This is a genomic window from Bowmanella yangjiangensis (assembly GCF_018531185.1).
Classification (GTDB): domain Bacteria; phylum Pseudomonadota; class Gammaproteobacteria; order Enterobacterales; family Alteromonadaceae; genus Bowmanella; species Bowmanella yangjiangensis.
This window is the reverse complement of sequence record NZ_JAHDJU010000001.1, coordinates 1,521,822-1,535,005: the sequence shown is the minus strand read 5'-3', so window position 1 is coordinate 1,535,005 and position 13,184 is coordinate 1,521,822. Positions and strand designations below refer to the sequence as shown.

General features: G+C 50.0%; 10 protein-coding genes. 2 read left to right on the top strand and 8 right to left on the bottom strand.

Annotation, left to right across the window (positions count from 1 at the left end):
• Positions 1-68: 68 nt before the first annotated feature.
• Positions 69-2,087, bottom strand: a complete 2,019-nt coding sequence (locus tag KJY73_RS06865; protein ID WP_214341852.1) for a methyl-accepting chemotaxis protein — start codon at positions 2,085-2,087, stop codon at positions 69-71.
• 299 nt (positions 2,088-2,386) lie between these two features.
• On the opposite strand from KJY73_RS06865, the gene fur reads away from it, so the two are divergent.
• Positions 2,387-2,809, top strand: a complete 423-nt coding sequence (gene fur, locus KJY73_RS06860; RefSeq protein ID WP_206593695.1) for a ferric iron uptake transcriptional regulator — start codon at positions 2,387-2,389, stop codon at positions 2,807-2,809.
• Positions 2,810-2,862: 53 nt separating this feature from the next.
• Here the strand turns inward: fur and KJY73_RS06855 are convergent, their stop codons facing one another.
• From KJY73_RS06855 to KJY73_RS06830, 6 genes are all read right to left on the bottom strand, one after another.
• A complete protein-coding gene (locus KJY73_RS06855) occupies positions 2,863-3,720 on the bottom strand; it encodes a D-amino acid aminotransferase (protein WP_214341850.1) in 858 nt (285 codons plus the stop codon).
• A 263-nt stretch (positions 3,721-3,983) separates the two neighbouring features.
• Positions 3,984-4,628, bottom strand: coding sequence for a 3'-5' exonuclease (locus KJY73_RS06850; protein WP_214341848.1), 645 nt, complete (start codon positions 4,626-4,628; stop codon positions 3,984-3,986).
• On the bottom strand, positions 4,625-6,448 hold the full coding sequence (locus tag KJY73_RS06845) for a DUF294 nucleotidyltransferase-like domain-containing protein (protein ID WP_206593698.1): 1,824 nt from the start codon (positions 6,446-6,448) through the stop codon (positions 4,625-4,627). The genes KJY73_RS06850 and KJY73_RS06845 overlap by 4 nt, the downstream gene beginning before the upstream one ends.
• 3 nt (positions 6,449-6,451) lie before the next feature.
• Positions 6,452-6,970, bottom strand: a complete 519-nt coding sequence (locus KJY73_RS06840; protein WP_214341847.1) for a hypothetical protein — start codon at positions 6,968-6,970, stop codon at positions 6,452-6,454.
• 94 nt (positions 6,971-7,064) lie between these two features.
• Positions 7,065-8,831, bottom strand: a complete 1,767-nt coding sequence (locus KJY73_RS06835; protein ID WP_214341845.1) for a sodium:solute symporter family protein — start codon at positions 8,829-8,831, stop codon at positions 7,065-7,067.
• Between the two features lie 5 nt (positions 8,832-8,836).
• The gene (locus KJY73_RS06830) at positions 8,837-9,100 is read right to left on the bottom strand and encodes a DUF4212 domain-containing protein (protein WP_214341843.1); all 264 of its coding nucleotides are present in this window, start codon (positions 9,098-9,100) and stop codon (positions 8,837-8,839) included.
• Positions 9,101-9,495: 395 nt separating this feature from the next.
• Between KJY73_RS06830 and KJY73_RS06825 the strand changes: the two genes are divergently transcribed.
• Positions 9,496-12,888 carry a hybrid sensor histidine kinase/response regulator gene (locus KJY73_RS06825; protein ID WP_214341841.1) on the top strand — a complete coding sequence of 1,131 codons (3,393 nt, stop codon included), beginning with the start codon at positions 9,496-9,498 and terminating at the stop codon, positions 12,886-12,888.
• Here the strand turns inward: KJY73_RS06825 and KJY73_RS06820 are convergent.
• A complete protein-coding gene (locus KJY73_RS06820; RefSeq protein WP_214341838.1) occupies positions 12,885-13,091 on the bottom strand; it encodes a DUF2061 domain-containing protein in 207 nt (68 codons plus the stop codon). The two genes, KJY73_RS06825 and KJY73_RS06820, sit on opposite strands and share 4 nt — an antisense overlap.
• Positions 13,092-13,184 lie beyond the last annotated feature (93 nt).

Sequence of the window (13,184 nt, the reverse complement as noted above, 5' to 3'; positions counted from 1 at the left end):
CTTGGCCAGTTGAACTTTAGCCCTACTTGGGCTGAGAGAGACAACAAAGGGGCCCAAAGGCCCCTTTTTTACAACTTGAAGCGCGCGACGGCTTGGTTTAGCTGATGCATCAACTCGCCCACTTCGGCAATAGCGTCACTAGACTGGCGGGTAGATTGTCCACTTTGCTCGGTCAGCTCCACAATCTGTTGCAAGCTACTTGTCACCGCATCTAACAGTTCATCCTGATTTTCCGTGTCACTGACTATCTCGACATTCACCTTCGCCAGCTCTTCAATAATCTCTCGAATGACGCCTATTTCATCATTAACCTTTTCAATCAAACCGACACTTTCCTGAGCCTGGCTCTGCCCTGTTTCGATGGCCGCCACTGCTTGCCCCGCATCAGATTGTAAGCTTAGGATCATCTTTTCAATTTCTTCGGTGGATTGATGGGTACGATTGGCTAAGGTTCTAACCTCATCGGCCACCACCGCAAAGCCTCTTCCCTGCTCTCCAGCCCGGGCGGCTTCAATAGCTGCATTTAACGCCAGTAAATTGGTCTGGGCCGCGATGGTTTTAATCACATCCAAAATGCCGCCTATATTACGACTGTTGTTATCCAGCCGATCAATGATCTGTCCCGAATGCACGGCTTGTTCGGCCTGAGCCTGAATTTGCTGATGCGAGGCGCCAACCAATTCACTGGCTCTGGCCGTTTGCTCCAGCACCCGGTTCAGGCGCTCTTGGCTTTCCTGAATCTGGCCAAGATTGCTCTTGCTGGTTGCCCTAACCTGCTCAGTGTGGGTAGCAGTTTGTCTGATCTGGCGGGTTTGCTGCTCAACTTGCTGAAGGGTCTTTTGCGATAAGGTCTGGCTGCTGCGCGTCGCTTCATTCAACAGCCCCTCTTGACGAGTAATACGCTCTACCACCTGGTGCAGACTGGCGCTAAGCTGATTGACATCCCGCGCTAAGGCCGCAAACTCATCGTTGCCCGTAGTGTCGGCTTTGTGGGTTAAATCGCCCTGACTGATAATGCTCAGGCTAGCACGGATTTTTTCCAGCGGACGAGAGATACTGCGCGCCGCCATGGTACCTATAATCACCACCAACACCAGCGCTAAACCCAGAATCACCAGGGTTTTGACAATATTGCTCTGTACCACATCCAGTATGGCATTTTGCCCGTCCAGCGTGTCGCCATTGACCTTAGCGAATAACGTCGCCAGGTGCTGTCTGGCAAGTTGCACACTTTCATCGGCCTGGGTCATTTGCTGCTCCGCCTGCACTATCAGTTGGATGCGATGACGCTGCTGCGAGATTAATCCCTCTTCACCGTTAAACTGATTGACGAAGATCTGATACTGTTCATTAAACGCAGCCATCAGGCCGTCTGTATCCACGCCCTCGGCCAATCTGTTTATGTAATCAACGTTGTTATTCAGATCCCCAAGGGTCAGCACCAGATTTTCTTCAATATTGGTACTCAGTTCTGCATCGGTGGCGACCAGATACTCTTTCGAGGCATTCAGCAAGGTAATGATGATATTGTCTATGCGTCCGCCAGCCCCGACCACGGAAGCCAAACGTCCCTCTTCGGCACCATCCAGCTCTGCCATATCCAGCAAGTTCGCCCCGGCATCTCCACCGCTGAACTGTAGCTCTTTATAGTATTCACTGATTTGTTGTTTAGCCTGCAGTGCCTGACGGCGTAATTCATACATAGCAGTGGATGCCGTTAGGTATTGCGATGACGCCTCTACGGCCTGTTGCAGACTTTGCTTTTCATCATCAGCCAAAGGCAAGGTGTCAAGTTGCGTCAACAAGTCCCGAAACTGTGAGGACAGACGACTGAATTCATCAAAATTGGCGTTCAGCCTGTCAGGCTGATTAAGAAAGTAACCTTGCAAGGAGACTTTATCCAGAGTCAGGATCTGAGTTTGCGCAGCCAACATTTTCGCCTGAACCGGCATTTTTTCTTTAGCCACCAATTGGGCCGAATCACGGATACTGGATAACCCCCAGTAAGACAGGATACTGGTGCACAATAACAGCAGGCCAAACAGTACAAAGCCGGTAATGATTTTACCAACAACGGTTATTCGCATGGATAACTACCTGATTATTTGAGAGTTCACACCCTCTTTGATTATTTTATATAGTCCATGGATAGCTAAATGACGACCTCAAACACCGAGAACGTCAGGCATTTCCCTGCGCCACCTGGTCTGACCAGGATGTTAACAGCAGCTTAACAACTTGCCAATGGTTGATTCCTCTACGCCAACAGATGGGTAAAACACATGCAGTCGTCGTTGAGCGGTTAGACAATTGCCATGGAATGGCTTTTCATCTTGCCCGACTTCCCTATAATGAGACCACCTAGAACAATGTTGGCACCTGTTGCATGGATCAGAACCAAGAGTTGAAAAAAGCTGGCCTGAAGGTCACCTTACCCCGTATCAAAATCCTCGAGATACTGCAGGATCCTAAAAACCAGCACATCAGTGCTGAAGACGTATACAAGATCCTATTGGAACAAGGTGAAGAGATTGGCCTGGCCACGGTTTACCGGGTGCTAAACCAGTTTGACGATGCCGGTCTATTGGATCGACACCATTTCGAAGGCGGCAAATCCGTATTTGAGATCGGTCATAAGAAACATCATGACCATTTGGTTTGTCTCAGATGTGGTAAAGTGGTGGAGTTCGAAGACGAAATCATCGAGCAACGTCAGGCTGAGGTTGCCAAAGCAAATAACATCAGACTCACCCATCACAGCTTGTACCTATACGGATACTGTGATCCCGTGTGCAACGACGGCGAGTGATATTCGCTATCCGTAAAAAAAGCTGCCTAGGCAGCTTTTTTTATATCACTAGATCAGTACTCGTATTTATGTGCGGAAAATAGTGTTTGGGCCTGCTCCCACACTGGGCCGGGCTGACCACTGCCGACAGGTTCACCATTTAGGCTGACGATTGGTGCTACTTCTTTGCTTGAACTGGTTAACCATAGTTCATCAGCGTTTAACACTTCATCCAAACTGATGGGACGCTCTTCCACCTTAAAACTGCCATCTTTACGCAAAATGGCCAGCAACAGGTGGCGGGTGATACCTGGCAGTATCTGATGATCCAGCTCAGGAGTAGCAATCACACCGTCCTTAACCATAAATACGTTACAAGACGCCGCTTCGGTTAACTGTTGGTCTTCATTAAACAGCAGCACTTCATCTGCACCGCGCTGCTGCCCTTGATGGTAGTGCATAATATTGCCGAGCAGCGCAGTGGATTTTATATGGCAACGTCGCCAGCGTCTGTCTTGTTCAGTCACTGCCCGAAAGGTCTTCACTTGTGCCGGATTTGACGATGGCGAATCACCTATCTCAAAGGCAAAGCCAAAAACCGTAGGCGTAATCTCTGACGGATAGGCATGACTGCGTTTTGGCTGCATTCCGCGGCTCACGTGCAAATAAACGCCCAGGTTGCCTTTGCCATTGGCATCCAGTAGCTGCTCGACAATCTCTCGCCATTCAGCCAGCGTGGTAGACAGCTTGATACCCAGTTCTGCCAAACCGTCCTGCATGCGTTGCATATGCAACGCAAAACCTACAGGTTTGGCATTAAAACAAGGGATCACTTCATAAATTCCGTCGCCAAACAGAAAACCCCTGTCCAGCGGAGAAATGCTGGCCTGTTCCATGGGCATATACTGCCCGTTCAAATATACAATGCTCATTAAGGCTCCATCTGCATATCAAGCTGGCGCATCATAGCTGAAATTCCAAGTGGCACCTATTAGCCGACATTCCAATTTATCTGAGCGGACCAATATAAAGGCATGGTTGTTTTAGCGCGTCTTTTACACAAGCTAAGCGCAATGCCGAATCAACATAATGCAATGTATAGTGCAGAAAGTACTCTGCCGTCATGCCTCATGTCGTTAGTTAGCTTCGCAGGTTCGCCTCGATAGGGACTTATGGGTGGATTAGCGAGCCAATCTTAAGGCCGGGAAAGCAAGTCAGACAAACTGCGCCCATGCTTGCCGAAATTCTGATAGCCATGGCAGAGAAACAACTCTGCGGTAGCCAGCGCATCTTCCAGCGCATTATGGGCGGGATGCGCGTCCAGGCCATAACGCTGGCGGCATTTATCCAGCGTGAGCCCCTCAAACTGGGGCTCTTTGCCACGGCGCATTAACAACCGCTGCTCCAGCCTGAAGGTATCCACTATACGTGGTGTCTCAAAAGGTAAACCACAGTCCTCAAAGGCTTTACGTAAGAACGCCACATCAAGTCCAGCATGATGTAACAACCACAAGTTGTCACTGTCCTGGGATGTGGCCTCCAATAGTTGCCCCAATGCGTCTTTTAGCGAAATGCCACTGTTCAATTGCCTGCGGGTTAGACCATGGATAACCGGACTTTGGCCCAAATCCCCTGGATCTTTAATCAACAACTCTACCCCTTGTTGCTGATAAATGGTCGGTGGTTTAACTGCCACCCAACCAATGGACAATATCTCGCCTTGGTTCGGATCCAAGCTGGAGAGTTCTAAATCCAGTGCCAAATAACGATATTCCCGCCAATCGGCCAATTTAGGTTTGGCCGCAAACCACTGCTTGATATGTCTGGCCAGATTACTCAAAAAGCCCCCCGGGAATACTTCAATGCCAATCCTTCCTGTGCATCCTTTATCAGTCTGAATGCACTTTTCAACTGACGACGAGCTAGGGAGTCGAGCCCATCCGGGGCAATAAAATTATCCGGCTCAGCCTGCCCCAATTGATGCTGCAAGCGCAGTTGCACCAGGAATCGCCAAGCTGCTAACAGATCCTGACAATCCTTGCGGTTCATACTTTTGTTTTCACCCAGCACCAGTAAACGTTCCGGGGTACTGCACTGGCGAATTCCTGCATTTAAGGCATGGATACGGACAATATCGTTAATAATGGCAATGGCGCTTTTCTTGATATCCAGTACTTCGCGATGTTTACCAATCTGCCGGGTTCGGAAGCGATTAAACAAGCCGATGGGCACCGCCAAATCCGCCGCATTGGCAGCCAAATTGGCCAAAAAGATCTGATTTTGCGCAAAACCGGCGATTTGCTTATCAAATTGCTCAAACAGCCATTTGTCACCATACAGCATACGCCGGTCAAAAAAGATGTTGCTGTGCAGCAGTGCTTTTTGGTCCGGCTCCTGCGTCCAGCCCCTGAACTTTTCCAGCCAGGCCGCCAAGGGCTGACGCAAGTCAGGGTTGCTGGCCATGATGTTGCCTTTGCATAAGGTCAGCCCGCAGCGTGCCAGGCCTTGGCAGACAAATTCAGCCAGCTCGGCAAACCAGGCCCTGGCTTGCTCATCGGCAGCATCATCAAGCAGCAGACCGTTATCCTGATCTGAACTCATGGACTGATCGCGACGGGCCTGAGAGCCAAAGGTCAGCCACACAAAAGCGCAAGGGGCCGGCCCATGCTCACGCAAATACAAACGAATCAATTGCACATTAAAAGCATCGGTGAAGGTAGCCAGCATATCGCCTACCAAACGCACATCCACGACCCGGTTGGCAAACTGATTCAGGTGCTCAGGCACCTGTTCGGCAATGGCCTCAAGCTGGTCAACATTCTCTGCTTTACGAATACGGTTAATTAAAAATAATGGTTCGCTGCGCTGCTGGCGCATCAGGTCGGTGGCGGTGATCACCCCAACCGGCTGATTGTCATTTACCACCGCCACATGATGTACATTGTGACTGGTCATCAGTTGCATGGCATCAAACAGAGGCGCTTCGCTTTCAATGCTGATGACAGGTGAGGTCATAAATTGCCTGACGGGTAAATCAAAGGATTGTCTGGCAGCAACTACACGGCTGCGGATATCCCGGTCAGTAACAATACCCACCAGTTCTTCTTGTTCACAAATCAACAAACAGGACACTTTTTGCTCGGTCATCAGCGCGGCTGCCTCCGCCATGCTTTGATGACCGTCTAAGCGAATAACCGGCCTTTCAATGATGTCGGCAATAGGTAATTGAGTCCAGTCAGTGCTGATATCCCGGCGCGTTTCGGTGAGCAAACGGTCGCCCAGTGCGCGGGCAAAATAATCGGCAAACTCTTTGTTGTGCTGGCACAGGTAATCAAAATGCGCCTGACCTAAGGCAAACAGAAAACCTTCTTCTAACACCTTAACGGTATTGGTAATTGCGCGTTTGGTCATCAATGACGGATAACCAAACAGATCCCCCGGCTCTAGTCGCTCGATAAGTTGACGGTTGCTGCCAATCAAGTCAAAAGTACCCTGTTTGATCAGATATAACTGGGGTTTATCCCTGGGTACGACTTCCAGCACATTATCCTGACACAGGTAATGTAAGGTCAGATGGCGCTGACAATACTGAAGCAAAACGTCGGGAAGGCGATCAAAAGGGGCACAGCGATGTAAAAATGCCAGGGTGGATTCATTCATAGTCTACTCTCTACATAGCAGCGCAAGCAGAGGGTCATCGGATGCCAGTTTTACCCAGTCCCGGTTAAGGCCCTGTCCTGCGTCGGGAGCCGACAGTTTGTCGGAAAAGGGCGCCATAGCTTTAGCCTGACAACTGAGCACCTGGGTTACCCTTTTGGCTGCCATGCGACGCTCAAACAGATAGAGATCAATCATTAGCCAATCGGCGTGATTGTCATTAGTCGCCACATTCTTGGTATCCACCGCCATAAAGCGCACGGTTTGCGGCCACACAAAGCTCCATGGACGATACCAGGCTTGCTCATCGACACTGCGTACCACTTTAACACCATCCGGTAATAAGCTTGTCTGATGTGCGTACCAGTTATATTCGGCTTGTACCTGAAAGCCCAGTATTCCCAGTCCGGCAAACACAGGAATCAACCACTTGGGTGTCTTGTTTTTGCTCAGCTTACGAATCATCAGCGCGATACCCGCTGCGCCGATACCTGCTACCAGGGTTGCAACAAACTCCCACAACATAGGTACTTCCTTCTTTGAACATCTTTAATTATGAAAGCGGGCTGTCACCAGCCCGCCTAACTACTTTATGTCGAATATCCGTTTCGAGGAAACCTTAGTGGTCTACCGCAGTACCCGCTCCTCTTGGGTAGCGTACGCTTTCAACCAGTTCCTGGATACTTTCTGGTGGCTCTTCTGTGACCGCAGACACTGCGAAGGCGACCGCAAAGTTAATTACCGCACCTATTGCACCGAAGGACAAGGGTGAGATACCCAGAATCCAGTTATCCGGAGTATTCGGCATGGAGTTGGTGCCAGGAATGAAGAACCAGCCCAAGTACAAGAAGATGTACACCAGGGTAGAAATCAAACCTGCCAGCATGCCACAAATCACACCTTTGTTATTGATGCGCTTGGAGAAGATACCCATCATCAAAGCAGGGAAGATTGACGCCGCCGCGATACCGAAGGCCAGCGCCACCACCTGCGCAGCAAAGCCGGGCGGATTCATTCCCAGATAGGTTGCCACAACAATCGCCACCGCCATGGAAATACGGGCTGCTAGCAACTCGTTCTTTTCACTGATTTGCGGGTTAATTGAGCCTTTTATCAGGTCATGACTAACCGCCGAGGATATCGCCAGTAGCAAACCTGCAGCCGTAGACAACGCCGCAGCCAAACCACCTGCAGCAATCAGACCCACAACCCAGCCAGGCAGATTAGCAATCTCAGGATTCGCCAGTACCAGGATGTCGTTGTTGACTGTCAGCTCATTACCTTTCCAACCGCGGGACTCAGCCGTTGCAGCAAAAGCAGGAGACTCTTTATACATCTGGATGCGACCGTCACCGTTTTTGTCTTCAAACTTGATCAGGCCAGTTTGCTCCCAGGTTTGGATCCAGTTTGGACGCTCATCATATTGAATTGCATCAGCCGTTGGTCCAGCTGGATAAATAGTGTTTAGCAAGTTCAGACGCGCCATAGAAGCAACAGCAGGTGCAGTCAGATACAGCAAAGCGATAAACACCAACGCCCATCCCGCAGACCAACGTGCATCAGCAACCTTAGGTACGGTGAAGAAACGAATAATAACGTGTGGCAGACCTGCAGTACCGATCATCAGCGACAGAGTGAACAGCACCATATTCAGTTTGTTAGACACATCGGCGGTGTAATCGGTAAAGCCCAAGTCACGCACAACCATGTCCAGCTTAGCCAGCAAAGGCATGCCGGATTCAGTATGTTCTGAGAACAGGCCCAGAGCCGGGATTGGATTGCCGGTTAACTGCAAAGAGATAAATACCGCAGGAATAGTGTAGGCAATAATCAGCACCACATACTGTGCAACCTGAGTGTAAGTGATACCTTTCATACCGCCCAATACGGCGTATAAGAACACCACCACCGCAGCAATCATCAGACCTGTGCTGCTATCTACTTCCAGGAAGCGGCTAAACGCTACACCAGCACCTGTCATCTGACCGATAACATAAGTAACCGAGGCAATGATCAAGCAGGCTACCGCCACCAAACGGGCACCCGAGCTGTAAAAACGATCGCCGATGAAATCCGGTACCGTAAATTTACCGAATTTTCTCAGGTAAGGTGCAAGCAACATGGCCAACAATACATAACCACCTGTCCATCCCATCAGGAAGGTAGAGTTTGCATAGCCACCAGCAGCGATAAGACCCGCCATAGAAATGAACGATGCCGCAGACATCCAGTCAGCGGCCGTTGCCATTCCGTTCATTACAGGGTGTACGCCACCACCAGCTACGTAGAAATCTCGCGTCGATCCGGCCCTGGCCCAAATGGCGATGCCAATATAGAGGGCAAAGGACGCACCAACAAAGATAAGGTTAATTGCAAACTGACTCATTTGCCCTACTCCTCGTGTACGCCGTATTTATTATCCAGCTGATTCATTCTCCAGGCATAGAAAAAGATCAACGCAATGAAAGTCAGGATTGACCCTTGCTGGGCAAACCAGAAACCGAGATCCGTGCCGCCGACACTAATGCCTGACAGCATAGGGCGCAGCAAAATTCCGAATCCATAGGACGCCAGTGCCCATACAACCAGGCAGCCGGCGATCAAACGTAAGTTAGCTTGCCAATAGGCTTCAGCCATCTTCTTGTCTTCCGCCATTTGTTTACTCCTATCGTTCTTGTTGTAAAACAGTTGTTAATTTAGCAGTGTCACCTGCCCCTGGTAGCCCGACTTTAGTCGAACCCCTTGTATTAATACGGTTCAGCTTGTACGGCTATGAGATCGGATACTGACCTCTGGAAATAGCCAGCTATCCCTAGCCAGAAGCGGTAAACATGGCGATGGACTGGCTTTTAGGGAAGATGCGAGCGGCAGGTTTAGCCGTTCAACAAGGTAAAGATTCTGTTAAAAAACATCGAAAAAACTTAGACCATGGTCGTAGCCCATATTTAATGCCGGGTTAGCACAATCGACCTTGGTCGAATATGCCGGAAAAAAAACGGCGGTCCGTGCTAGAGTAGGCGCAAGGAAATGGACGACGATGTAACCTGCCCATGACAATTTTTTGGATCCTTGCTGCACTGGCCTATGTTGGGCTGCTGTTCTGGCTGGCTCAAAAAGGTGACAAGTCCGGCTCCAAAGCCAATAGCCTGGCACGCCAACCTGTAATTTACAGCCTGGCGTTGGGTATCTATTGCACGTCATGGACCTACTATGGTGCAGTTGGTCAGGCGGCCAAATCCCAGTGGCAGTATCTGCCCATCTTGCTCGGACCCATCCTGCTGTTTTTGTTCGGCTATCCCATGCTGCAAAAGATGCTGTTGGTGAGCAAAAAACAAAATATCACCTCGGTGTCTGACTTTATCTCCTCCCGCTATGGCAAAAAGCGCAGCATTGCTGTGCTGGTCACCTTGTTAATGACGCTAGCCACTATTCCTTATATTGCCCTGCAACTTAAGGCGGTAGACGCCAGTTTCAGTGTGTTCGCGGGATTTAATGCGCAATCCGGGGGGGATTACAAAGCCTTGGTTGCCACGCTAATCATGGCAGTATTTGCGGTTATTTTCGGCACCCGTCACTCAGATATTACCCAATACCGTTCTGGTTTGATGCTGGCCATTGGTGCCGAATCCCTGGTCAAGTTGTTTGGCCTTTGTTGCGCCGCCCTGTTTGCCTTCGGTTTACTAACTAGCCCTGAAATATCCACCCAGGCAGTACAAAAACAGCTAGAAGGCTGGCACGACTGGCAAGGGTCGGCCTTCGACTTTTTGGTGCAAGCCGCCATGGCTGCTGCGGCCATATTCTGTATGCCCCGTCAGTTCCACGTCATGATCGTCGACAACCACAAGATGTCGCATATGGCCATGGCCCGCTGGCTGTTCCCGCTCTATTTGTTGTTAACCGCAGTGGCCATTGTGCCAGTGGCGCTGGCCGGTAATCTGCTGTTTGCCGGCAGTGGCGTGGATCAAGACACCTTTTTGATGCAGTTGCCGCTATCGCAAGACCAGCATCTGCTCAGCCTGCTTATCTTTTTGGGCGGCATCTCTGCCGCTACTGCCATGATAGTGGTATCCAGCCTGGCCCTTTCCACTATGCTGACCAACGATGTGATAGTGCCACTGTTGCTGCGTAATCAACCCCAGCGCTGGCTGAAAGATAAAACCTACAAACAGAAATTACTGAACATTCGTCGTTTAGTGATTTTCCTGATTCTGCTGATGGCCTATGTGTACTTCAGCAGTTGGGCCGACCAAAGCGCGCTGGCCAGTATGGGCTTATTAGCCTTTTCTTTGGTGGTGCAGTTGATGCCAGCCATCTTAGGCGGCCTGTATTGGCGCCAGGGCCATGCCAGTGGTGTGCTGGCCGGATTGGCCTTGGGCATAGGCTGCTGGGTGCTGTTTGTGATGTTCCCGCTGGCCGAGCAACATGGTGATAACAGCGTCAGTATTATCACTCAGGGCGTTGTTATTAGTTGGATGGCAAATCTGGCTGGCTACCTGCTGTTTTCATTAAGTGCAGGACACAGTTTACTCGAGCGTATGCAGGCCAGTGCCTTTGTCACACCCAATGCCCTGACACCGGCAACCCGCAGGGTTACCGCACAAAGCAAAATCCGGGTAGCGGATTTACAGGAACTGCTCAATACTTTTATCGGACACAACAGAACGGCACAACTGATGGAACGCTACGCCAGGGAGCATCAGGAGCCTCTCGACGGGGGCAGTCTGCCCAGTGACGACTTTATTCAGTTCTGTGAACGCTCCTTATCCGGGGTATTGGGCGGCAGTTCCGCGCGTACCTTGATTAAAGTGCTGGTATCCGGTCAGCAAATGGATGTAGAAGAGGTTTTCAACTTCTTTGAAGATACCACCGAAGCCCTTAAAACTAACCAAGCCATCCTCTTTTCCAGTATTGAGAACATTAGCCAGGGGATCAGTGTGGTGGACCGCGATCTTAAACTGGTTGCCTGGAACAAAGCCTATTTAGATCTGTTTAACTACCCTCCGGGTATGGTGGAAATTGGTCAGCCCATTGAAAATCTGGTGCGCTTTAATGCCGTTAATGGTGAATGTGGACCGGGGGATGTTGAAGAGCTAGTGTGCAAGCGTATTGACCATATGCAACAAGGCTCGCCGCACCGCTTTATTCGACGCCGTTCCGATGGACGGGTGATTGAGATGAATGGTAACCCATTACCTAATGGTGGCTTTGTTACCAGTTTCAACGATATTACCGAGCACGTTGAAATCCAAAAGGCGTTGGAAGATGCCAATATCGACCTGGAAAAACGCATTGACCACCGTACTCGTCAGATCCGCGAAATCAACGCCGAGCTAACCCAGGCCAAACAAGTAGCTGAACAGGCTAATCAGTCTAAAACCCGTTTTTTGGCCTTGGCCAGTCACGATATTCTGCAACCGCTAAATGCGGCACGATTGTATTTGTCTTCTTTGGATGAAGAACAGCTTTCTGATCACAATCAGCAAATAGTGCATAAGCTCAGTACCTCACTTACCTCCAGTGAACAGCTTATCTCGACGCTACTGGAGATAGCCAAGCTGGAACAAGGTGCACTCACGCCTACACTATCGCATATCAGCATGATGGATTTAATCCGGCCACTGGAGCAGGAATTCCGGATGCAAGCCGAGCTGAATCAGGTGGCCCTGACTATTCGGGCTTGTCCTATGGTGGTATATAGCGACCCGACCTACCTGCGGCGCATTCTGCAGAATCTGATATCCAATGCCATCAAATACAGCCCCAACGGCCAAGTATTGGTAGGCTGTCGTAAGCGCGGTGAAAATCTGCTTATCCAGGTGTGGGACACCGGCTTTGGCATTAACGAGACCGAACAGGCCGATGTATTCTCTGATTTCTATCGGGCGCACCGCGGCGAAGTCAAAGGAGTTGGGTTAGGTTTAAGTGTGGTGAAGAAAATGAGCGAGCAGCTTAACCACCCGATTCAACTTCGCTCGGAACCTGGCAAAGGCAGCTGTTTCAGTGTGACCGTGCCGCTTGGCAACAGCATGATGCTGAAAAATCAAAGCCCGGTCGATACCAGCAAGCAGCAATTTACCGGCACCATGGCACTGTGTGTAGATGACAACCCAACCAATCTGGATGCCCTGCAAACCTTGTTAGGTAAATGGGGATGCCAGGGTGAATACCTACAATCCGTTAACGACGCACTGGATCATGCGCACAGCCACCAGGCGCCAGATGTGCTGATTATCGATTACCAACTTGATGATGACAGGACAGATGGCTTGGCCTTGATAGAGAAACTTCGCCATCGTTGGCAAAGCCCCCTGCCCGCCTTGTTGGTTACCGCAGCTAAAGATGAGAGTTTGAAGATAAGAGCGCAGAACATGGGCGTAAGCTTCTTGGCCAAACCCATTAAGCCTGCCGCTTTAAAAGCCTGGCTGGAACATCATAAGCATTAGACAGCGAGTTGCTGCATCCGGCCTTGACTGCGTTTGGCCTCAATCCGATGCCATACTTTCTCATGGAAATAAAAGGCCAGGGTGTTGACTGCTGGCTCTACCAATGCCACCAAACCACCTACCAACACATCTCCGGTCAGCAGGTAAGTGATAGTAAAGGCTATCCCGAAATGAAGGACGGCAAATGTAACGGTTTTACGCATTGGTTGTTCCCATAATCCGATTCAGGGTTTAAGCTTACCCGGCTTTTTAAGAAGCAAAAATCAATTAAATAAAAACAACTTAATCTAATAAAA

Coding starts and splice junctions, on each gene's coding strand:
- KJY73_RS06865 (WP_214341852.1), bottom strand. CDS start 2,087: ATGCGAATAACCGTTGTTGGTAAAATCATTACCGGCTTTGTACTGTTT.
- fur (WP_206593695.1), top strand. CDS start 2,387: ATGGATCAGAACCAAGAGTTGAAAAAAGCTGGCCTGAAGGTCACCTTA.
- KJY73_RS06855 (WP_214341850.1), bottom strand. CDS start 3,720: ATGAGCATTGTATATTTGAACGGGCAGTATATGCCCATGGAACAGGCC.
- KJY73_RS06845 (WP_206593698.1), bottom strand. CDS start 6,448: ATGAATGAATCCACCCTGGCATTTTTACATCGCTGTGCCCCTTTTGAT.
- KJY73_RS06840 (WP_214341847.1), bottom strand. CDS start 6,970: ATGTTGTGGGAGTTTGTTGCAACCCTGGTAGCAGGTATCGGCGCAGCG.
- KJY73_RS06835 (WP_214341845.1), bottom strand. CDS start 8,831: ATGAGTCAGTTTGCAATTAACCTTATCTTTGTTGGTGCGTCCTTTGCC.
- KJY73_RS06830 (WP_214341843.1), bottom strand. CDS start 9,100: ATGGCGGAAGACAAGAAGATGGCTGAAGCCTATTGGCAAGCTAACTTA.
- KJY73_RS06825 (WP_214341841.1), top strand. CDS start 9,496: ATGACAATTTTTTGGATCCTTGCTGCACTGGCCTATGTTGGGCTGCTG.
- KJY73_RS06820 (WP_214341838.1), bottom strand. CDS start 13,091: ATGCGTAAAACCGTTACATTTGCCGTCCTTCATTTCGGGATAGCCTTT.